Raw genomic sequence first — 21,506 nt, forward strand, 5'->3', positions numbered from 1 at the left:
CGTCCTGAGGAAAATGCCTACGGGGTGCTGCGCAATCTCCTACGCCGCACTGTACACTCCGCTCCGGGGCGTGCCGACATGAGTTTCTGGCTTAGGTAAGTGCACGGCCACCGCCGTGCACGGTCGGTCCGCGATGTCACGGGAGCATCACGGCATGGCAAACGGAAACTCACCCAATGCCTTTCTGCAGGCCGGGCGCGAACGCGCGATAGGCCTTTACCGGTCCCGCGGCTTGCGCATCACGGCGCTGGTCATCGTCATTTTTCTGGTGCTGCTGGGGCTGTTCGGCTTTTTCATTGCACCCGGCATCATCAAGAGCCAGCTGGAAAAACAGCTCGGCACACAACTTGATCGCCCCGTGACGATCGGCGCGATTCACGTCAATCCGTACACCCTGCGGGTGGCAGTGGACAAGTTTCACATCGGCGAGCGCGGCGGCACTTCATCTTTCATTGACATCGACAACCTGGTGGTGAACGCGTCCTGGGGATCGCTGTTTCGTCTGGCGCCGGTGCTTGACGAATTGTCCGTGGTGCATCCGCAGATCCACATCGTGCGCACCGGGCCGCAGCAGTTCAATTTCAGCGACATCGTGCAGCGCTTCGCCAACCAGCCTGCCAATCCCAACGCTTCGCCAACGCGCTTCGCGCTTTCCAATATCAGTGTGCGCGACGGCGACATCACGCTCGACGACAAGGTGCTGAACGCCACGCACCGCATCGACCAGCTGCAGATCGGCATCCCGTTCCTGGCCAACCTGCCGCACGATACGGACATCTTCGTGCAGCCCTTGCTGTCCATGCAGATGGATGGCAGCCCGCTGCACATCCAGGGCCAGACCAAGCCTTTTGCAAACAGCCGCGAGTCGGTGATCAGCTTCAACCTGGATCACCTGGATCTGGCCAAGTACCTGGGCTACGTCCCCGAACCGCTGCCGGCCAATATTCCCAGCGGACTGCTGTCGGGCAAGCTGGACTTGCACTTCATCGATACCCAGCCGACCCAGCAACTGGAGTTGCAAGGCCAACTGCAGATCGACAACTTCGCCATGACTTCGCACGACGGCGCCCCCATGCTGGAACTGGGCCATGGTTCGGCCGTGCTGGACGACGTACAACCGCTGCAGACGCGCTATCACTTCGGCCTCATCCAATTGGACCAGGCGAAGCTGCACTACGCCAAATTGCCCGGCGGACATACCAACTTCGACGCGTTGCTCGGCAAGGACAAACCGCCGGCAAAACCCGGCACGCCACCGACGGATGCATTGATCGCTGTGCTTGCGCTAGAGAATGGCGCATTCGATTATGTCGACCGCAGCGGCCCCAAGCCTGCACAGCTCACGCTGGACAACCTGCACGGCAGCCTCCGCGCGCTGTCCACCGTTTCCGCGCAACCGGCCACGTTCGATATCACTTCAGGCCTGGCCAATGGCAACGTGCATGCCACCGGCAGCTTGTTCATGAGCACCAGTCGCTACGACGGTGAAGTGAGCTTGACACGCGTCGACCTGCAACCATTGGTCGCCATGGCACCGCCGATGCTCAACGCGCAGATCGCCAGCGGTTCGCTCGATGGCGACATGCACTTGAAGGTGGACTGGAGCAAGACGCTTGCGCTGACCATGGACACCAGCAAGCTTGCGTTGAACAGCTTCGCCATGGAGCAACGCGACCGCAAACCGGTGGCGTGGCAGTCGCTCAGTGCCGATATCCAGCACCTGGATCTGGGCAGCAGCGTGGCGCAACTGGGCGACGTGACCATGCAAGGGCTGAAGATAGATGCGCGGCGCCTCAAAAACGGCAGCGTCGATCTCAGCGACCTGATGAAATCCTCTCCTTCGCACGGCAAGCAACAAGCTTCGCCGTCGTGGCATTGGAGCATCGCCCACGTGGCCGTCGACGGCAGTACCTTCGCGCTGACCGACCCAAGCCTGCCCAGCAAGGATGGCCGCATCGTGATCGACGCCGACAAGTTCGGCATCGACAGCCTTTCCGACGATATGCACAAGCCGGTCAAACTGAACCTGGTGGGCGGCATCGGTCGTGGCAAGTTCCACGTGGATGGAAGCGTCAAGCCCGAACCGATGGATGCGGATCTGCGCATTCAGGCGACGCGGCTGAACGTGGCTCCGTTCGCGTCCCTGGTGAGCGTGCCGTTGAATGTGCGCCTGGACAGCGCATTGCTGAGCGCCAACGGCCGAGCCCGCTATCGCGATCGCAAATCGGCACCGCTGATCAGCTATCAAGGCCGCGTGGTGCTGAGCCGCGTAAAAGTGCTGGATAAAGTCACCAACGACGATTTCCTCAGTTGGAATGCTTTATCGGCCAGCGGCATGAAAGTGCGGATGGGCGAAGGCGCACCGCAAGTGGATATTGGTGGGCTGGCGCTCAACGATTTCTACGCGCGCGTCATCGTCAACGCGAACGGCCGCATCAATGTGCAGGATGTGGTCTCCAACCCCGCACAGGCACCGGTCTCGGTCACTCGCGCGCAAAACGGCCCGACACCGGCAGCGCCGGCAAGCACGCCTACGCCTACGCCTACGCCTGCGCCCGCACCGGCAGCACCCGCGCCCGCGGGCTCATCTGCCACGCTCGCTTCCGCCAGCACTACGGCCGCGCCGCCTGCGCAGATTCACATCGGCCAGATCACCCTGGCCAACGGCAACCTCAACTACACCGACAACTTCATCAAGCCGAACTACACCGCCAACATCACCCAACTGGCGGGCAAGATCGGCGCCTTCGGCACGGACACCAGCGACAAGCCGGCCGATGTCACGCTGCAAGGTTCGCTCGACAACAATTCTCCGGTCGACATCAACGGCACCATCAATCCGCTTACGCCGGTGGCTTTTCTGGACATCAAGGCCAATGCCAACGACGTGGAGTTGACGCATCTGACGCCCTATTCCGGCAAGTACGCCGGATACCCGATCACCAAGGGCCGACTGACCATGGATGTGCACTATCAACTCGACCAGGGCAAGTTGAACGCCGACAACCACATCGTGCTCAATCAGCTGACCTTCGGCGATCGCATCGAAGGCCCCGGCATCAGCCATCTGCCGGTGAAATTGGCGGTGGCTTTGCTCAAGGACTCCAACGGCAACATCGATATTCACGTGCCGGTGTCCGGTTCGCTCAACGACCCGCATTTCAGCCTGGGCGGTGTGATCTGGCAGGCCTTCCTGAATTTGATCAAGCGTGCCGTGACAGCTCCCTTCCGGCTGCTGGCCGCCGGCATGGGCGGTGGCCAGCAGGATCTGGGCTACGTGGAATTCGCCCCGGGCTCCGACGTGCTCAGCAAGGATGCCGACGATCGGCTGGCCAAGATCGTGGACATCCTCAACAAGAAACCCGCGCTGAAACTGGACATCACCGGTCGCGTCGATCCCGCTTTCGACGAGAACGGCTTGCGCACCGTGATGGTCGATCAGGCCGTACAGAAGGAAGAAGCCGACGATATCGGCACCGACGCGGCCAAGGCGGCACCGGCCAAGCCGGGCACCGACGATTACAACAAATACCTGGCCAAGGCCTACAAACACGCCAAATTCAAAAAGCAGCGCGACCTCGTCGGCCTGACCAAGTCGCAACCGCCGGATGTGATGACCAAACTGATGGAAGCGAACGTAACCGTGGACCAGGACGCCTTGCGCCACCTGGCCGAACGGCGCGCGGACGCAGTCAGGCAGTACATGCACGGCAAGATCGACGACGGCCGCGTGTTCGTGCTGGCTCCGAAGCTGGACGCCAAGGGGATTGACGACAAGGGCAAGACCACGCGCGACGACTTCGGCTTGCACTAGGGCCTGTTAGCACTATTTTCGTGGCCCGCGCCGGGAATTGTTTGCGCGCCAGCCAAGTCAGTGCCACGCACTACCACCTGACATCCACTCAACGACAACGCGGGCTACGAAAATAGTGCTAACAGGCCCTAGGGACGGTCAAGAGCCCCGGCGCACGAAATGTGCGCCTTCGCGGTGATCGACCCTTGCCGACCGCCCCGCTCTTCAAAGCGCCGCCCGAAAGTCCGACAATTGGCGCCTTCCCCCAACTTGGCAGTTCCCTCATGAGCTACTCCGGCCAGGCGCGCTACGCCCAAGAACTCGAATCCATCCGCGAACAGGGCCTGTTCAAGGCAGAACGCATCATTACTTCGCCCCAGTCGGCCGAGATCGAACTGGAAGGCGGACGCAAGGTGCTGAACTTCTGCGCCAACAACTACCTTGGACTGGCTGATCATCCGGAAGTGATCCAGGCGGCGAAGGACGCGCTGGATACACACGGCTTCGGCATGGCCTCGGTGCGCTTCATCTGCGGCACGCAGGATCTGCACAAGCAGTTGGAGAAGAAGATCGCCGAATTCTTCGGCACCGAAGACACCATCCTGTATGCCGCCTGCTTCGATGCCAACGGCGGCCTCTACGAGCCGCTGCTGGGCGAGGAAGATGCCATCATCTCCGACGCGCTCAATCATGCCTCGATCATCGACGGCATCCGCCTGTGCAAGGCCAAGCGCTTCCGCTACGCCAACTGCGACGTAGCCGATCTGGAAACGCAATTGAAAGCGGCCGATGCCGCTGGCGCCCGCACCAAGCTGATTACCAGCGACGGCGCATTTTCGATGGACGGCTTTATCGCACCACTGGACAAGATCACCGCACTGGCCGCCAAGTACGACGCGCTGGTACACATCGACGAATGCCATTGCACCGGTTTCCTCGGGCCCCATGGCCGTGGCTCGGCGGAAGTGCACGGCGTGATGGACAAGATCGACATCTTTACCGGCACGCTGGGCAAGGCACTGGGCGGCGCGCTGGGCGGCTTCACCACCGGCCGCGCGGAAGTGATCGAAATGCTGCGCCAGCGTTCGCGTCCGTACCTGTTCTCCAATTCACTGCCTCCGCACGTGGTCGCCGCCGCCATCAAAGTGTTCGACATGCTGGGCTCGGCTGGCGACCTGCGCGAACGCGTGCAGGAGAACACCAAGTATTTCCGCGAGCAGATGACCAAGGCCGGTTTCGATATCAAGCCGGGCGTGCATCCGATCGTGCCGGTGATGGTCTACGACGCCAAGAAAGCGCAGGCGATGGCTGCAGGCCTGCTCGAAGAAGGGATTTACGTCACCGGGTTCTTCTATCCGGTGGTGCCGCAGGGTCAGGCGCGCATTCGCACGCAGATGAGCGCCGCTCATACGCGCGAACACCTGGACCGGGCCATCGCTGCGTTTACCAAGGTGGCGCGCACGCTGGGCGTGATCGGCTGATTCGATCGCGGGGTTCGCGGCCGGACGATTGCCGCGAACCCAAGCCGCGCGGGATACCACGTCATCCTTGGTTCTGCGGCTTTATTTACGCCGCACCGGGCCCCGCGTGCCATTACGCGGTGATCGTGCAGGCAACGCCGGCTTTGCCGGAGTGCGCAGCGAACTGCCTCCCGGATCTCGCTGCACCCGATGCAAGCCTGCAACTTCGGCAGCAGTGAGGTGACGCCATTGCCCTTTGGCAAGAGGGCCTAACGCCAGCTCGCCAATCGCTACGCGAATCAGGCGCAATACGCCGATGCCTTGCGTCTCCAGCAAGCGCCGGATGTGTCGGTTGCGTCCTTCGTCGAGCACGACTTCCAGCCATGCGTTTTTCTCACCCGTGCGCAACACGGATACGCGCTTGGCGGACAAGTGCTCGCCACGGTCCGCGACGCCGGCGGTCATCCGTTCCAGCACGGATGGATCGGGAATGGCATCGATCTGTACGTGATAGGCCTTGTCCACGTGGTACCGCGGATCGGTGAGCTGAGCCGCCCAGACACTATCGTTGCTGAGCAGCAACAAGCCTTCGCTGGCCTTGTCCAGGCGCCCCACCGGCCCCAGCCACGGCAGGCCGGCATCCGCCAGCAGGGCGTAGACGGTGTCGCGGCCGCGTTCATCCGCAGCACTGACCACAACCCCTCGCGGCTTGTTGAGTGCCAGATAGACGCGCTCTGCCGCGGTGACCGCCTCCCCATCAAGGCAAATGTGCTGCCGCTCGGGATCGGCGCTTTGCTCCGGGTCGCGCACGATTCGCCCGTCCACGCTTACCCTGCCCTCGCGCACGGCCTTTTCGGCGTGGCTTCGCGAGCACACGCCCAGCTTGCTGAGCACGCGTGCGAGGCCAAAGCGCGGAGCGGAGGGAATGGGCATGAAGAGGCAAGATTAATGGGCTTACAAAAGAAAAGCCCGGCATAAGCCGGGCTTCTCCATGACACCTTGCAGTCCGATTACTGCTGGACCTGCAGTTCGGTGCGACGGTTGCGGGCGCGGCCGGAATCCGTCTTGTTGCTGTCGATCGGGTCGTTCTCGCCATGACCGACCGGACCTTCCAGGCGGCTGGCGTCGACGCCGTGCGAGGTCAGGTAGTTGTACACGATCTGTGCACGACGCTCCGACAGGCCCTGGTTGTAAGCCGGCTTGCCGACGCTGTCGGTGTAGCCTGCCACCATCACCTTCACCTGCGGGTAACGCTTGAGCGTATCCACCGCCTGATCCAGGATCGCCATCGAGTCGCTGCTCGGTGCGGCCAGGGCCGGCTCGATGTTGGTCTCGCCCTTCTTCGGACGGTCGAACTTGAAGTTCACGCCCTTCAGGTCGATCACTACCTTCTGCGGGCAGCCATCCGGACCCACGATCGTGCCCTCCGGCAGATCCGGGCACTTGTTGTCGCACAGGTTCACGCCGTTGCGGAACTGCTTGGAGCAGTCCGGAGCGGCCGGCGGCGGCGGGGTCGGTGCAGCGGCCGGAGCCGGCACGGAACCGAGCTTGGCCACCAGGCTGAAGCCCAGGTACCAGTCGCCGTAGCCATTCTTCGCCGGCTGGGTCTTGTCGTCCCAGTCGTAACGGTAGGCAGCTTCCACGCGGAAGTCGGTGCTGTCGGTGATCGACTTGGACACACCCACGCCAGCCTGGGCAGCCGGAGCCCAGCTACGATCGAACGGGTTGTGGTGATAGTCGCCCATCACGCCGCCCATCAGGTACGGGCGCCAGGAGTTGGCGTCGCCGAAGAAGTAACGAGCGGACACGCCGTAGGCGTTGCTCGACCACTTATTGCCCTGGCCGAACACGTCGCTATCGGCATCGCGCTTGGTGCGGTCGACGAACAGCTCCACCGAAACGTTCGGGGCAATGAACTTACCAACGGACAGGCCGTAGAAGATCTGGCGGCTGTGAGTGTTGCGGTCGGAATCGTTGTAGAAGCCGCCGACGGTCGGGGCAACGTACCAACGATCATCAAAACCGTTCGGCCATGCCGGAGCGGAAGTGGCGCTGCTACCAGCGGCCGCAGCCGTGTTGTCCTGCGCGTGAACGGCACCCACGCCGCCCAGGGCAAGAGCGATCAGAAAATAAAGGCCCTTACGTTTCATCAGGTGTCTCCTCGATTATTGGTTTTCGCGTCCATTCCACCCCAGACGGAAATCGCGCGGCAGAACTTAGGTATGCGGGGGACTTTTTCGCAACCTTGCTTGGTGTCCCTAACAGCAAGCGCGGCAAGTGTAGCAAAACCGTTAAGAGATCCGCACGCCAGACTTTCGCCTGACATGGGTTTCCGGTGCAGCTTTGTTCAGCTAAATGGTGCACATTCGCTACCGTACGAATACAGATCGCAACTTTTTTCAATCCGTACACAAGAAAAAGCCCGGCGTTTGCCGGGCTTTTTCGTTAACACCTGTAGTCCGATTACTGCTGGACTTGCAGTTCCGTGCGACGGTTGCGCGCACGACCTTCGGCCGTCTTGTTGCTGTCGATCGGGTCGTTCTCGCCGTGACCGACCGGGCCTTCCAGGCGGCTGGCGTCGATACCGTGCGAGGTCAGGTAGTTGTACACGATCTGTGCACGACGCTCCGACAGGCCCTGGTTGTAAGCCGGCTTGCCGACGCTGTCGGTGTAGCCTGCCACCATCACCTTCACCTGCGGGTAACGCTTGAGCGTATCCACCGCCTGATCCAGGATCGCCATCGAGTCGCTGCTCGGCACGGCCAGGGTCGGTTCGATGTTGGTCTCGCCCTTCTTCGGACGGTCGAACTTGAAGTTCACGCCCTTCAGGTCGATCACTACCTTCTGCGGGCAGCCATCCGGACCCACGATCGTGCCTTCCGGCAGATCCGGGCACTTGTTGTCGCACAGGTTCACGCCGTTGCGGAACTGCTTGGAGCAATCCGGAGCGGCAGGCTGCGGAGGAGCTGCCGGGGCGGCTGCCGCCGGAATTGCACCGATCCTGGCCACCAGGCTCAAGCCGACGTACCAGTCACCATAGCCGTTGTGCTGCGGGAAGGTCTTGTCATCCCAATCGTAACGGTAGGCAACTTCCGCACGGAAGTCGGTGCTGTCGGTGATCGACTTGGAAATACCTGCGCCACCCTGCGCTGCAGGAGCCCAGCCGCGATTGAACAGGTTGTGGTGATAGTCGCCCATCACGCCACCCATCAGGTACGGGCGCCAGGAGTTCCAATCGCCAAAGAAGTAACGGGCCGATGCGCCGTAGGCGTTGCTGGCCCACTTGTTGCCATCGCCGAACACGTCGGTATTGCCATCGCGCTTGGTGCGATCGACAAACAGCTCGATGGAGACGTTGGAGCTGATGAACTTGCCTACCGACAGACCGTAGAAAATCTGGCTCTTGTGCGTCTGGCGGTCAGAGTCGTTGAAATAGCCGCCTACGGTGGGGGCAATGTACCAACGGTCGTCAAAGCCGTTTGGCCATGCCGGCGCACCAGCGGTGTCCGTGCTGCCGGCCGCGGCGGCCGTGTTGTCTTGCGCTTGGGCGAAACCTACCCCCCCAAGAGCAAGAGCGATCAGAAAATAAAGGCCCTTACGATTCATCAGGTGTCTCCTCTTTTTTAGATTGGGGTATTGATCCGCCAATAGGATTCGTCACATGCACAGAAACGAACGGAAACTACGCCTTACAGCTGACCCTGCACCCTGCGCCACCAGTTTAACAAAAACTAAACGGCATGCAAAACGGCGGCAATAACCCCCACGCGGCCGGGCTGGGCCGCTGCAAACCGGCTGCCTTGGCAACCGGTTCGCGGAAGCGGCGTCCAGGCACCTGGGTGCCGGGCGCCGCAGGCTGAGAACGTCCCCTCAACCGCTTGTTGCGACTTCCTCCAAGGACTCCCCGATCTTACAGGGCAAATAGCCCCAGGAAGTCCTGGATCGGCATCGCATCCAGCTTGGCCGGATCTGCCGTGGCGTCAAGGATCGCCTTGACGCGGTGCGAGGGCAAGTGGCCGCGCATGGCCGCCTCGAACTTCTTGAGCAGCACCGGGATGCCTTCGGCACGGCGCTTGCGGTGGCCGATCGGGTAGTCGATGGACACCTTTTCGGTGCTGCTGCCGTCCTTGAAGAACACCTGCACCGAGTTGCCGATGTAGCGCTTTTCCGGGTCGAAATAGTCCTTGGTGAACTGCGGGTTCTCGCTGACCACCATCTTGTCGCGCAGTGCGTCGATGCGCGGATCGGCGGCCACGTCGTCGTTGTAGTCGTCGGCGGTGAGGCGGCCGAAGATCAGCGGCACGGCCACCATGTACTGGATGCAGTGGTCGCGGTCGGCGTAGTTGGCGAGCGGTCCGGTCTTGTCGATGATGCGGCAACCGGCTTCCTGGGTCTCGATCACCACTTTCTCGATCTGGTCGATTTTGCCGGCCACTTCGGCATGCAGCTTCATGGCGCACTCCACGGCGGTCTGGGCGTGGAACTCGGCCGGGAAGCTGATCTTGAACAGCACGTTCTCCATCACGTAGCTGCCAAATGGGCGCTCGAACTGGAAGGCGTTGCCCTTGAAGGCCACGTCGTAGTAACCCCAGGTTTTGGCACTCAGCGCCGACGGATAACCCACCACGCCACGGTACACGGCGTTGATGGCGTGCGTGACGGCACGGCGGCAGGCGTCGCCCGCGGCCCAGCTCTTGCGCGGCCCGGTGTTGGGGGCGTGGCGATACGTGCGCAGCGCGCCGTTGTCGATCCAGCTATGCGATACGGCAGTGGTGATCTGCTCTTTGTTGCCGCCGAGCATGGCCGTGGCGACCGCGGTGGAAGCCAGGCGCACCAGGATCACGTGATCCTGACCAACGCGGTTGAAGCTGTTGAGCAGCGCGTAGCAGCCCTGGATCTCGTGTGCCTTGATGGCGTAGCTGAGTACGTCGTGCACGCTCAGCGGCTTGCCGCCCTCGCGCTCGGCCTGGCGGCTGAGGTAATCGGCCACGGCCAGGATCGCGCCCAGGTTGTCGGACGGGTGGCCCCATTCGGCCGCCAGCCAAGTGTCATTGAAGTCCAGCCAGCGGATCTGGGTGCCGATGGCGAACGCCGCCTGCACCGGATCCAGCTCGTGGCTGGTGCCCGGCACGCGTGCGCCGCCCGGCAAGGTGGCGCCCGGCACCAGCGGGCCCAGGTGCTTCACACATTCGGGAAACTTCATGGCCATCATCGCGGTGGCCAGCGAGTCCAGCAGCATGTAGCGCGCGGTGTCGTACGCCTCGGTCGATTTGATCTGATAGTCGGCAACGTAGTTGGCAATGTCGACCAGCGGCTGATCGGGGTCGGGACGCTTGGCGGAACGGATATCGTGCGCGCTCATGGCAGGGGTCTCGCGATGTAGGAAAACGCCCATTGTATCCGCCCTGCCCCACTCACTGCTTGACCGCCCGCCCGCTCCTGTCGAAAATTCCCACGAAACATCCCAAAGGGGAGTAGTTCCGGATGCGGCCAACTGCATCCGCGCGGTGATCGTCATCACGGGCGGGTCCTCGCCCCGGGCATCGCGGTGGGTTCACGAACGAGACTTTTGCGATGACGGCGGGCCGCGCGCGCCCGCTGTCGTCGCTCGAGTCCGGCGCGCCAAGGAATCCACGTGATCTTCCCCACTCACCTGTTGTCCGACCTGCTCACCATCGTCCTGCTCGACCTGGTGCTCGCCGGCGATAACGCGATCGTCATCGCGCTGGCCGCGCGCAGCCTGCCGCGCGCCTCGCAGAAACAGGCGGTGTTCTGGGGCACTCTGGGCGCCATAACGGTGCGCGTCGCACTCACGGTGCTGGTGGTGTACCTGCTCGAGTTGCCGGGCCTCATGCTGGCTGGAGGCTTGTTGCTGCTGCCCATCGCGTGGCAACTGCTCAAACCCGGCCAGGCAGGAGCACCTGAGGTCACCGCGGCGGCCAGCTTCTGGTCCGCCCTGGGCACGATCGTGATCGCCGATACCTTGATGGGGTTGGACAACGTCCTGGCCATCGCCGGCGCAGCGAAAGGCCACACCGGCCTGGTGGTATTGGGTTTGCTGATCAGCATACCGCTGGTGGTGTGGGGCTCGACGCTGATCCTGAAGCTGGTCGAGCGTTTGCCTGTCGTCGTGTATGCCGGCGCCGCGGCCATTGCCTGGACCGCCGGCCGCATGATCAGCCACGAAAGACTCTGGCTCGCCTGGTTCGATACGCATGGCTGGATGAAACACGTACTCGAAGCAGGCCTGGTAATCGTCACCTGCGGCGGACGCTGGCTGTGCAATCGCCTCGCCGCAAGAAGGTGCGCGAGCAGTGCTTGAAACCGGCGCACGTGCAAGGCACCGATATGCTCCGAACGCCAACCCTGGCAATAGTGCAAACCGATCAATAAGTCATCGGCATGCGAATGGTCACACTGGCATCGGGCGTGTCACGCGTCACGCCTACACCAAGCGTAAAGTTGAGCGTTCGCTTCTCGTTGAAACGATACGAGCCTCCGATCAACAGCGAACCCAGCCAGACCTTGGTCGAACCCGGAAGCTTCTGCCCGCTTTCGTAGGTGGTGCCGATAAAAGTCTGGTCATAGCCAATGCTCAACGAGGCCTTGTCATTGAGCGCCATACCCATGCCGATGCTGATATCTGCTTCATTGCCCATCTTCACGTTGCCCAGATACTGCGTTCCGGCCAGCAGGATGTGTTCGTAAACGCCGTGGCGCTCAACGTTGTAGAGGTAGCTGAGGTTGCCGAAAAACACCACTGGATCGGAAGGCAGCAGCCACGTCACACCGGGCTGCAAGGTATAAAAGCCGGTACCCGTAGGTTGCTGCACTGGCAAGCCGGTGCCGGTGAGATTTTCCACGCAGCGCGTCACACAGTCCGTAACGACCTGAAACGGATCGGTGCCGGTGCGCGATTTGAAGCGGAACCAGCCGACGTAGTAAGCATGGTCTGCGCCGCCGTCGTTGATCTGATAGCGCGCCGTCGCTTCGATATCGCCCAGTCCCTTGCCGCTGGAGCTGAACACGTTGTCCTCGGCCGAACCGGTAAGCACGGCACGGCTGACCGTATCGTCGTGCGTATCCACGTAAGGAACGCGCACCTCCAGTTCAAGACGATTGGTGATGCCGTAACGCGCGGTAAGCACCGCGGTCTGCGTGGTGTCGCGCACCTGGCGCACATCGATAAGTCCGATCAGGATGGCCGGAATGATCGTATACCCCACCAGCGCGACCCGGTCGGCGGTGGAATAACCGAACTGATACGCCGGTTCGATCACGATCTTGTGCCTTGGCGTCAGCACTCCCGGCTGCTGAAAGATCGGCGCCACTTCCGGCGGTCGCGAATTTTGCGGCGGGGCCTGCCCGACTGGCGTAGACGGCGTACCCGAGGTCGCCTGTTGATCGGGCGATGCATCCGCCGATGGCATCGGCAGCGCCGTAGCCATGCTTCCGCCTGCCGCAATATTGCCGCCCCGCGTCCGGTCCAGCTCACCCAGGCCGACTGCGTGGCGTAACGCACGGTAATCGGCTTCCTGCTGTGCCAATTGATGCTGTAGCGCATCGATCTGAGCGCGCATGACCTCGATCCGCGCACCCTGCTCTTCCAGGCGCTGGCGAATCACCGGAGTCGATGAATCACCGACCGAGGATGACGCCGCCGGCGCATCCTGTGCAGCCGCCATCGCGCAAAAGCCCACGTAGCAGGCACTACCGATCGCATAGACCCGTGTCCTCTGCCTGCATTTCCGTTTGACCGCTCCGCCCTTCTCGTTCATTGCGGCTCCCCTCCTCCGGCGTGAAGTGCTGATGGGTCAGTGTCCAAGCGCCTGTACTTGCGCCGCCTGCAGCGCTTGTTGCAGCCCTTGGTCGCGGAAGGTGCCCAGCGTATTTACCGCGACGTTCAAGGTCGTGAGATTGCGGATGGTCTGGTTGTTCAGTGTGTTCTGAATGACGGTCGCGGCAGTCGTGCTTCCCATCGAGGAAGGATCGAAGGTGTTGCCGGGACCTACCTGCACATTCACCGTGCTCAGCGCAGATGCCAATGCCATCGCCTGCTGCGTGGTGACGTGAGCGAGATCGGGGATGTTGACGCTGGCATAGGTAACCAGATTGCCGTCGACATACACCGCCCGCTCGATGCCCAGCGATGCTTCCAATCCTTCACCCAGATCGAAACCGCCGCGCACTGCGTCGAGCCGCTCGTTCGCAACCGGGAAGCCCAATCCGGCTACCTTTTGCGCAGGTATCGACTGGGCGTGAGCCGCGGCCGCACCCGCGAAAGATGCGCCCGCGAAAACCGCGCACAGGAAAATCCTCATGCAGGGCACCCGCGTTCTCATATGTCACCGGGCCCGTATTTGGACATGGTGATCGTATCCAGCCCGCGTCGGTCGATGCCGTTTCCCAAGGGCGCGATCGGCGCGCTACGCCAATCGCCGTCACTGTTGAAACGCGCAAATTCGCGCCGGTTGTGAATGACGAACAACAGCCCGTTCTTCCACAGTTGATTGAAGCGATCCAACGGAATCGCACGCGTGCCCCGGGCCGGATCGCCTACCAGGACCCGCCCATAACGGACGCCCTTGATCACTACGAAGTGGTGATAGCCGCGCTCTTCGATCAGCACGATCGCCGGCAGGTTGGCTTTCTGCAACTGCTCCAGGGAAGCGTGGAAGCCGTCGGCATCGAAACCGATGCTGGCCAGATAGAGCTTGATGTCCAACAACGAAAATCCTTCCTTGTTGATCTTTCGCCGATCTCCGTGCGCATACATCTGCTCGAATACCGCCTGCTCGTTGACCGGGTAGCTGTACTGGTAGGTCAGCAACGTGGCTACGGCAGCCGAGCCGCAACTGAAATCGTATTTCTGGTGAACCGTGTCGCGGTATTTGATTTCTTTCAGTGTCGCCAGGCGCAACACATAGGTATGGCCGGCGTTGTCGTTCAGCGCCATGGTCGCTGCCCGCACTCCTGCCGGCGGGGCCGCCAGGCAAGCGAAGCACGCCAGCATGGACCAGATCAGCCTCATGGCTTCATCTGCACATTGACGATCACGCCATTCTGAATCAGCACGTTGTTGCCGGTGTTCTGGATAACCGAAGGCAATCCGGAAGCACCTTCGAAGGAACCGCCGGCAATCGCATTGTTGCCGGTTGTAACCTGTGACGCGCTATCGCTAGAAACATTGCCAGTGAGGTTTTGGTTGCTTTGTACCAAACTGCTGCCGCCGCTGTAGCTTTGAAGCGCGCTGGTGCTTACCGCCTGACCGAATCCGTCGACGAGCGCTCCGCTCGACGACGCGGGATTTGCGCCCGGCTTGCCCGCATTCGCGCCGGCGGGCGGCGCTGCGAACGTGACTCCCGGCCACCCTATCAGCCCTGTCAGCACGATCCCCGCTGCAAATCTTGAAAAGGACATGGCACGACTCCGCCTGTGACTGACGCATCGTTGACGTCCGTATGTCGCCCGGCTTGCGCGACAACCGGGGAGCGATGCGCGCTCCCCGGCGTCGATCACTCGCTACTCAATGACCGCCCACATTCAAGTTCGCCTGTACGGTTACGCCTTGCTGGATCAGCGCCGCTGCGCCGCTGTTCTGCGCAATCGTCGTGATGCCGGCAGCCGCCGCGGCTGCGCTGTTCATGTCGTTGGCCATGTCGAAGGAGCCCGCATTGGCCGCAGTGCTTCCGCCATTGCCGCCAGCACCGCCATTACCGGCCATGCCTTCGCCACCTGTTGCCGCGCCACCGGACGCACCGGCTCCGCCTTCGCCACCGGCATTGGCAACCATGCCACTGGTTCCGCCACTTGCGGTGCTGGTACCCGTGGTGGACGAGGCTGCGCCGGCCGTGTTCGTGCCACCCATGCCCGAACCTTCGCCGCCGGTCGATGCGCCGCCACTGCCTTTTGATCCGCCATTGGCTGAGGCCGCTCCGCCATCGCCCAATGCGCCTGCGCCAGCCGCGCCGCTACCGGCCGCAGCATCGCCGCTGCTGGAACCGGAGCCGCCAGCCTTTCCACTGTGGGCATAAGCATCGCCGCCGGTGCCGCCAACACCGCCGCTACCAGCTATGGCCGGACCGCCGAAGCCTGCGCCGCCCTTTCCGCCTCTTCCTCCATTGGCGCTGCCATTGTCGGTCGCACTGTTGCCAATGCCCGATACCTGGACATTGCTGACGTAGCCATTGAGGTTGGTGCTGGCGATCGCATTACTGGTATTGAATGCATCGCTGACGGCGGATGTCGCTGTACCGCCATTGTTCGCCGCCGCCGTACCCATGCCATTGGAATTGACGTCACCGGAGTTGGCGCGATCATTGCCGGAACTGCTGTCCGTGTTGGTCGTCGTGTTGGTGCTGCTGTTGTTGTGCTGGTTGGAGTTGTTATTGGCCATGGCCGGGAGAGCAAGTCCCAAGCCAAGCATCAATGCCGTGAATATAAGAGTCTTGCGCATGTTGATTCCTCCCGGAAACGGATGCGATGACCCCCTGTTTTTTGCTTGTGCAGCTCCCACGTATCGCAAGGCGCATGCCAAACCGGGAAATGGCCGACAACAGCAACGAGATGCAATAAAATCAGTCAGCTAAGTGCAATGCACCGAGATGCAAAAACGTCTTCGAGTCAGGAAATGATGCAAAGATGCAACACTACCCCTGGGGAACTGCCCGTTTTCATTCGCGGGAACGCTGATACGCGTTGTGGCGACAGCAAGTTACGGCGCGCGCGGATGCACGGAAAGCTGTGTCAGCCGTGCAACACCGCTTATCCATTCCTGACACGGTCGAACGTGAACTTTCGCGTCCCTGCAACCGCAAAAAAAGGGGCCTAAGCCCCTTTTTCCTTACACCACGACATTTATTGCCCTGGCGATCAACGCTTCTCGATCGGCACGTAGGTGCGATCTTCCGGCCCGGTGTAGTTGGCGCTCGGGCGGATGATCTTGCCGTCCTCGCGCTGCTCGATGATGTGCGCGCTCCAGCCGGAGGTGCGGGCAATCACGAACAGCGGGGTGAACATGGCCGTAGGTACGCCCATCATGTGATAGGCGCTGGCCGAATACCAATCGAGATTGGGGAACATTTTCTTGAGATCCCACATCAGCTTCTCGATGCGCTCGGACACGTCGAACAAGATCGGATTGCCACCTTCCGCACAAAGCTTGCGCGAGATTTCCTTGATGATCTCGTTGCGCGGATCGGACACGGTATAAACCGGATGACCGAAGCCGATGATGATTTCCTTGCGTTCGACACGTGCACGGATATCGGCTTCCGCATCGGAAGCGCTGCGATAACGCGCAATGATTTCCATGGCCACTTCGTTCGCACCGCCGTGCTTGGGGCCGCGCAGCGCACCGATGGCACCGGTGATGGCCGAATACACGTCCGAGCCGGTACCGGCGATGACGCGCGCGGTAAAGGTCGAGGCGTTGAATTCGTGCTCGGCGTACAACACCAGCGACTTGTCCAGCGAGTGGGCATGCAGCTCGCTCGGCTTCTTGCCATGCAGCAGGTGCAGGAAGTGTGCGGCGATCGTCTCGTCGTCGGTCTCGGTCTCGATGCGCTTGCCGTTGTGGCTAAAGTGATACCAGTACAACAGCATGGAGCCGAAGCTGGCCATGAGGCGGTCGGCGATATCGCGCGCACCGGTGACGTTGTGGTCGTCCTTCTCCGGCAATACGGTGCCCAGCACCGAGCAACCCGTGCGCATCACGTCCATCGGATGCGTGGCTGCCGGCAGCAGCTCCAGGGCGCTCTTCACCGGCGCAGGCAGGCCGCGCAGGCGCTTGAGCTTGGCCTTGTAGGCATTGAGCTCGGCCCAGTTCGGCAACACGCCGTGAACCAGCAGATAGGCCACTTCCTCGAAACAGCCCTTGGCTGCCAGATCGTGAATGTCATAGCCGCGGTAATGCAGGTCGTTGCCACTGCGGCCGACCGTGCACAGCGCGGTGTTGCCCGCCGCCACGCCGGACAGGGCGACGGATTTCTTCGGCTTGGGGGCGGTGGATTGCTCGCTCATCGGATCATGCTCCTGGTGCGGTACTTGGTACTTGAATTCGAGGTCGCGCGAAGTCGCACGGCCGTAAACAATCCGGACTTACTTCTTGTCGGCGAAGAGTTGATCCAGCTTGTCCTCGTAAGCGTGGTAGCCGAGGAAGTCATACAACTGTTCGCGGGTCTGCAAAGTGTCGATGATGTTCTTCTGGGTGCCTTCGCGGCGAACCGTTTCATAGAAATGGAGCGCGGCCTTGTTCATGGCGCGATACGCGCCGCAGCAATACAAGGCGATGTCGACGTTGGCGCTGCGCAGTTCGTCGGTGGTGAAGAACGGCGTGGAACCGAATTCGGTGAGATTGGCCAGAATCGGCACCTTCACCGCCGCCCTGAAGCGGCGATAGTCATCGAGCGTCTTCATCGCTTCGGGAAAGATCATGTCGGCACCGGCTTCCACGTAAGCGCAGGCGCGATCGATCGCGGCGTCGATACCTTCCACGGCCGCCGCATCGGTGCGCGCCATGATCACGAAGCCGGCGTCGGTACGCGCATCCACCGCGGCCTTCACGCGATCGACCATTTCATCCTTCGGCACCACTTCCTTGCCGGGGCGGTGTCCGCAGCGCTTCTGCCCCACTTGGTCTTCGATGTGTACGGCAGCAACGCCGACGTTGATGAACGAGCGAATGGTGCGGGCAATGTTGAACGCACCGCCCCAGCCAGTATCGATGTCGACCAGCAGCGGCAGTTGCGTAGCGTCGACGATGCGTCGTGCGTCGGTGAGCACGTCTTCCATCGTGCTGATGCCCAGATCCGGCATGCCCAAGGAATTTGCCGCCACGCCGCCGCCGGACAGGTACAGCGCTTTGTAGCCGACGCGCTTGGCCATCAAGCCGGCGTAGGCAGTGATCGCGCCGATGACCTGGAGCGGCGTTTCATCGGCGAGCGCAGCCCGGAAACGGCTACCTGCAGAGGGGGACTGGGTCACGGGGATTCTCCGAAATGATCAATTGTAAGGGATGTGGCGGGAGCGCCATGTCGCGGCGCAGTACGCAGCAGTTCGTCTACGGCGGCCCCGTGCCAGAAAATCTCGTTGCCGTGCGCCTGCGCATCGGCCAGATGAATATCTTGCGGACCAGGCCACACGCTGAGCAACAGGCGCGGATGGTTGCGGAAATCACCGATCTCGAAACGCAGCCAGGCCAGCGGAGCGGCGGCGGTTGCCACCCGCCCTGCAGTGCAGATGGCCCTCGCGATCCGCTCCTGCGCGTCGGCGTTCAGATAGGTCCAGAAGATCGTGTGATAGACGACGGTCGCCACGCCTTCCGGCAATGATTCATGCAATTGGCGCTCGATCCACGCTGCCGCATCGACCTGCTCCACGAGCGGCGGCTGCCGGCAGGCCGCACTCAGCGCCGCGTCCAACTGCTGCAGGCGAAGGGATTGATCCGCCCAGACATAGGAGCGCAGGCGTTGGCGTTGCGCGGCATCTGAAATATCCACGGGAAATTGATCGCAGGCCGCGCTCGTAGCGACGACCGGCCATGCCGGGGGCGGCAAGTCTCCATGCCAGGCAGGGGTGAGTTCGAGCGGGCTGGAAACCTCGCCGATCACCGAATCGCCAAACCGGTAGCGATAGCCGTTCCAGCGCAGATTCAAGCCGGCACTGGCGCCAAGTTCCAACGTCCGCAGTGGCAGCTGCGTATGCGCCGCGATCGTCATGAATCCCCCGACCAACACGGCCGCGCGGCCAACTTCGTTGGTCTGTGGGGGCGAAGCGAGATAGTCGGCCAACACCTGCGGGTAAGCCTTCAACGCAGCCACCGCGACCCGGCTAAGTGCCGTTTCATCGAGACCTTCGCCGCCACCTGGATAATGACGCGTCAGCTCTGGCGCGCAGCCTTCCAGCACCAGCGCATGCAAGGCGCCGGCAACACGCAGGGGCAACGCATCGAGCATCGGCTCACCGTGCCAGGATGCCACTGCCTGCAATGCCGGCTCGCCTTCGCGCATGACCTGGGTCAGGCCACGCAACAACCGCGCGGTGAACGGCGAACCGTGTTCGTCGCAATACCTTGCCTGTCTTGCAAAGGCATCGCATACCGCTTCAAAAGTGGCCACGGGGATAGCCTGGGAACCAGGGGACGCCACTGTGTCACGCAGAAATATATTGATCAATCTTGATTAACAGGATCAATATATTCCGCATGCGCGCCGATTATCTCCCCGCCGACGTAGCCGCATCACGGCTCGGCGTGAGCCTTGCCACGCTCTACGCCTACGTCAGCCGCGGCCGCATCGACTCACGCCCGGGCGCCGACGGGCGCAGCCGCGAATACAGCGCCGAGGACATCGAACAACTGATCGCCCGCCGGCAGGCCGGGCGCGGCGCCGCGCAAGCCGCCGCGCACAGCCTCGCCTGGGGTCTGCCCGTACTGGAAACGAGAATCTCGCTGATCCGCCCGCACGGCCACTATTACCGCGGGCAGTCGGCCATCGATCTGGCTGAATCAGGCGCTACGCTGGAAGATACTGCACGCATCCTCTGGGACTGCGGTCATCACGACCCGTTTGCGGCGACGCTTGAGCAACGGTGGCCGACGACGATTTCATCGCTGCTTCGCCATCGCAACCTGCCTCCTCTGGCACGCACAGCCGCAGCGCTGCCTTTATTGGCGCTCACGGCCGCACAGCCGCACAGCAGCGACCCATGGCGTCGTCGCGATCATGCTGCGCACTTGCTGCGCGAAACGGTCGCGCTGCTTTGCGGAACGCGCCCCAGCTCACTGCCGATCCATCGACAAATGGCGGCAAGCTGGGGGATTAAAGAGCAAGGGCTGTGCGATCTCGTGCGCTGCGCTCTGGTGCTCTGCGCCGATCACGAGCTCAATGCGTCGGCATTCGCCACGCGTGTCGCGGCATCCACCGGTGCCGGCTTGCACGCGGCCGCTTGCGCAGGCTTGGCCACGCTCTCCGGCCCTCATCATGGGGGCGCCACGGCGCGTGCTTACGCATTTATCCAGGACATGCTGCCTGAAAAGCAGGTCGCCGATCGCATACGCGAGCGATTGCAACGCGGCGATGCCGTGCCCGGTCTGGGGCATCCGCTGTACGCCGAGGGTGATCCGCGCGCAACGGTGTTGTTGAATTCGTTGCGTGCAAGGCGTTCGCATCCGACCAGGCTTGCCCGTGTTTTGCAACTACTCGAAATCACGCAGAGCTTGTGCGGTCGCCGCCCCAATCTGGATTTCGCGCTCGCCGCGATTGCATCAGCCTATGAACTGAGTGCCGATGCCGCCATGGCGATCTTCGCAGCCGGTCGCATGGCGGGCTGGCTGGCGCACGCGCTGGAGCAGCAGGAAAACGCGAGTTTGATACGGCCGCGAGCGAGCTATGTAGGTCGCATGCCGTCAAGGGAAGAGTGAAAAAACTTCGGCAGGGGTTCTCATCGTGGCCCTCTCTCCGCCAGATACGCAAAAAGCGTTAGCGGCGTTGGGCGCTGCAAAGCGCGTGACGGGGGATTGTTTCGCCCGTCCATGGGCTAAAGCCCTCCGCGCTTGCGCGGAGGGGCCAGCCTGCGGCTGTCCTAGTTGTTCCTGACAAATTTGTCGAACCGCAATGGCTCTCATCGGGCCTCTCTCTCCGCCAGATACGCAAAAAGCGCCTCAAGGGCGCTTTTTGCGTATCTGGCGGAGAGAGAGGGATTCGAACCCTCGATAAGGCTTTTGACCCTATACTCCCTTAGCAGGGGAGCCCCTTCGGCCTCTCGGGCATCTCTCCGTGTTTTGTTCCGCGTCGCCGCGGAGCCGGCAAGGATACCGGCCCGAGCATTCAAGGTAAAGAGGCAATCAGTGACCGCCTGATTCGCCCGACGTGCCACCGTCGCTTTCGTTCTCGCCCTTGATACGCTGGTAAATTTCTTCGCGATGGACGGCCACGTTCTTGGGCGCATTGATACCAATGCGAACCTGGTTGCCTTTTACGCCGAGAACGGTAACGGTCACCTCGTCGCCGATCATCAGGGTTTCGCCGACCCTGCGGGTCAGAATCAACATAGCTGCTACTCCATTTAATGCTTGTGGTCACAGGCCATCTGCATGGTGTTGCCTCACCCCTGAGCACAGCATCACGCAGTTCTGACGTCTCGTCCGTCAAAGGCCTTACCGCCTTCCCCGGCTCCAAAACCAAGTTGCCTCGAAAGACAGCTTGCCTTCACGGCACTATACGCAACCCGCAGCACCGTTATCTAACCGATAC

The 21,506-nt window shown here is 62.0% G+C and carries 17 protein-coding genes and 1 tRNA gene; 4 read left to right on the forward strand and 14 right to left on the reverse strand.

The features are described 5' to 3' along the window. Positions 1-154: 154 nt before the first annotated feature. Positions 155-3,814 (forward strand): DUF748 domain-containing protein, encoded by a 3,660-nt coding sequence (locus ISS99_RS19380; RefSeq protein WP_204633250.1) that lies wholly within the window; start codon positions 155-157, stop codon positions 3,812-3,814. Positions 3,815-4,077: 263 nt separating this feature from the next. Continuing rightward, positions 4,078-5,274 carry a glycine C-acetyltransferase gene (gene kbl, locus ISS99_RS19385; RefSeq protein WP_204633251.1) on the forward strand — a complete coding sequence of 399 codons (1,197 nt, stop codon included), beginning with the start codon at positions 4,078-4,080 and terminating at the stop codon, positions 5,272-5,274. Between the two features lie 81 nt (positions 5,275-5,355). Here kbl and ISS99_RS19390 read toward each other — a convergent pair whose 3' ends face one another. The 4 genes from ISS99_RS19390 to ISS99_RS19405 form a co-directional block, all read right to left on the reverse strand. After that, positions 5,356-6,186, reverse strand: coding sequence for a pseudouridine synthase (locus tag ISS99_RS19390; RefSeq protein WP_204633252.1), 831 nt, complete (start codon positions 6,184-6,186; stop codon positions 5,356-5,358). 77 nt (positions 6,187-6,263) lie between these two features. Further along, positions 6,264-7,403 (reverse strand): OmpA family protein, encoded by a 1,140-nt coding sequence (locus ISS99_RS19395; RefSeq protein ID WP_204633253.1) that lies wholly within the window; start codon positions 7,401-7,403, stop codon positions 6,264-6,266. Positions 7,404-7,716: 313 nt separating this feature from the next. Next, positions 7,717-8,859, reverse strand: a complete 1,143-nt coding sequence (locus tag ISS99_RS19400) for an OmpA family protein (RefSeq protein WP_204633254.1) — start codon at positions 8,857-8,859, stop codon at positions 7,717-7,719. 304 nt (positions 8,860-9,163) lie between these two features. Beyond that, entirely contained in the window at positions 9,164-10,615 is a 1,452-nt protein-coding gene (locus ISS99_RS19405; RefSeq protein WP_204633255.1) for a bifunctional 2-methylcitrate dehydratase/aconitate hydratase, read from the reverse strand. Between the two features lie 276 nt (positions 10,616-10,891). Between ISS99_RS19405 and ISS99_RS19410 the strand changes: the two genes are divergently transcribed. Next, entirely contained in the window at positions 10,892-11,575 is a 684-nt protein-coding gene (locus ISS99_RS19410; RefSeq protein ID WP_204633981.1) for a TerC family protein, read from the forward strand. A gap of 64 nt (positions 11,576-11,639) precedes the next feature. Here ISS99_RS19410 and ISS99_RS19415 read toward each other — a convergent pair whose 3' ends face one another. The 8 genes from ISS99_RS19415 to ISS99_RS19450 all read right to left on the reverse strand — a co-directional run bounded on the left by ISS99_RS19415 (position 11,640) and on the right by ISS99_RS19450 (position 19,370). Continuing rightward, a complete protein-coding gene (locus ISS99_RS19415) occupies positions 11,640-13,031 on the reverse strand; it encodes an acetate kinase (protein WP_204633256.1) in 1,392 nt (463 codons plus the stop codon). Positions 13,032-13,067: 36 nt separating this feature from the next. Next, the gene (locus ISS99_RS19420; protein ID WP_204633257.1) at positions 13,068-13,574 is read right to left on the reverse strand and encodes a hypothetical protein; all 507 of its coding nucleotides are present in this window, start codon (positions 13,572-13,574) and stop codon (positions 13,068-13,070) included. A gap of 17 nt (positions 13,575-13,591) precedes the next feature. Next, the gene (locus tag ISS99_RS19425) at positions 13,592-14,284 is read right to left on the reverse strand and encodes a C39 family peptidase (RefSeq protein WP_239538199.1); all 693 of its coding nucleotides are present in this window, start codon (positions 14,282-14,284) and stop codon (positions 13,592-13,594) included. Next, positions 14,281-14,673, reverse strand: a complete 393-nt coding sequence (locus ISS99_RS19430; RefSeq protein WP_204633258.1) for a hypothetical protein — start codon at positions 14,671-14,673, stop codon at positions 14,281-14,283. Before ISS99_RS19430 ends, ISS99_RS19425 begins: the two co-directional genes overlap by 4 nt. Before the next feature lie 106 nt (positions 14,674-14,779). Further along, positions 14,780-15,709, reverse strand: a complete 930-nt coding sequence (locus ISS99_RS19435; protein WP_204633259.1) for a hypothetical protein — start codon at positions 15,707-15,709, stop codon at positions 14,780-14,782. Between the two features lie 416 nt (positions 15,710-16,125). Beyond that, positions 16,126-17,274, reverse strand: a complete 1,149-nt coding sequence (prpC, locus tag ISS99_RS19440) for a bifunctional 2-methylcitrate synthase/citrate synthase (RefSeq protein WP_204633260.1) — start codon at positions 17,272-17,274, stop codon at positions 16,126-16,128. A 78-nt stretch (positions 17,275-17,352) separates the two neighbouring features. Next, positions 17,353-18,237 (reverse strand): methylisocitrate lyase, encoded by an 885-nt coding sequence (gene prpB, locus ISS99_RS19445; protein ID WP_204633261.1) that lies wholly within the window; start codon positions 18,235-18,237, stop codon positions 17,353-17,355. Next, a complete protein-coding gene (locus ISS99_RS19450; RefSeq protein ID WP_204633262.1) occupies positions 18,234-19,370 on the reverse strand; it encodes a DUF2332 domain-containing protein in 1,137 nt (378 codons plus the stop codon). Before ISS99_RS19450 ends, prpB begins: the two co-directional genes overlap by 4 nt. A gap of 86 nt (positions 19,371-19,456) precedes the next feature. On the opposite strand from ISS99_RS19450, the gene ISS99_RS19455 reads away from it, so the two are divergent. Beyond that, a complete protein-coding gene (locus ISS99_RS19455; RefSeq protein ID WP_204633263.1) occupies positions 19,457-20,674 on the forward strand; it encodes a citrate/2-methylcitrate synthase in 1,218 nt (405 codons plus the stop codon). A 262-nt stretch (positions 20,675-20,936) separates the two neighbouring features. Here the strand turns inward: ISS99_RS19455 and ISS99_RS19460 are convergent. Then, positions 20,937-21,029: transfer RNA gene (locus ISS99_RS19460), tRNA-Ser, on the reverse strand. 68 nt (positions 21,030-21,097) lie between these two features. Further along, a complete protein-coding gene (csrA, locus tag ISS99_RS19465; protein WP_204633264.1) occupies positions 21,098-21,304 on the reverse strand; it encodes a carbon storage regulator CsrA in 207 nt (68 codons plus the stop codon). Between the last annotated feature and the right edge of the window lie 202 nt (positions 21,305-21,506).

The sequence above is a fragment of the Dyella mobilis genome, from assembly GCF_016904945.1.
Taxonomy (GTDB): domain Bacteria; phylum Pseudomonadota; class Gammaproteobacteria; order Xanthomonadales; family Rhodanobacteraceae; genus Dyella_B; species Dyella_B mobilis.

Coding starts and splice junctions, on each gene's coding strand:
- ISS99_RS19380 (WP_204633250.1), top strand. CDS start 155: ATGGCAAACGGAAACTCACCCAATGCCTTTCTGCAGGCCGGGCGCGAA.
- kbl (WP_204633251.1), top strand. CDS start 4,078: ATGAGCTACTCCGGCCAGGCGCGCTACGCCCAAGAACTCGAATCCATC.
- ISS99_RS19390 (WP_204633252.1), bottom strand. CDS start 6,186: ATGCCCATTCCCTCCGCTCCGCGCTTTGGCCTCGCACGCGTGCTCAGC.
- ISS99_RS19395 (WP_204633253.1), bottom strand. CDS start 7,403: ATGAAACGTAAGGGCCTTTATTTTCTGATCGCTCTTGCCCTGGGCGGC.
- ISS99_RS19400 (WP_204633254.1), bottom strand. CDS start 8,859: ATGAATCGTAAGGGCCTTTATTTTCTGATCGCTCTTGCTCTTGGGGGG.
- ISS99_RS19405 (WP_204633255.1), bottom strand. CDS start 10,615: ATGAGCGCGCACGATATCCGTTCCGCCAAGCGTCCCGACCCCGATCAG.
- ISS99_RS19415 (WP_204633256.1), bottom strand. CDS start 13,031: ATGAACGAGAAGGGCGGAGCGGTCAAACGGAAATGCAGGCAGAGGACA.
- ISS99_RS19420 (WP_204633257.1), bottom strand. CDS start 13,574: ATGAGGATTTTCCTGTGCGCGGTTTTCGCGGGCGCATCTTTCGCGGGT.
- ISS99_RS19425 (WP_239538199.1), bottom strand. CDS start 14,284: ATGAGGCTGATCTGGTCCATGCTGGCGTGCTTCGCTTGCCTGGCGGCC.
- ISS99_RS19430 (WP_204633258.1), bottom strand. CDS start 14,673: ATGTCCTTTTCAAGATTTGCAGCGGGGATCGTGCTGACAGGGCTGATA.
- ISS99_RS19435 (WP_204633259.1), bottom strand. CDS start 15,709: ATGCGCAAGACTCTTATATTCACGGCATTGATGCTTGGCTTGGGACTT.
- prpC (WP_204633260.1), bottom strand. CDS start 17,274: ATGAGCGAGCAATCCACCGCCCCCAAGCCGAAGAAATCCGTCGCCCTG.
- ISS99_RS19455 (WP_204633263.1), top strand. CDS start 19,457: ATGCGCGCCGATTATCTCCCCGCCGACGTAGCCGCATCACGGCTCGGC.
- csrA (WP_204633264.1), bottom strand. CDS start 21,304: ATGTTGATTCTGACCCGCAGGGTCGGCGAAACCCTGATGATCGGCGAC.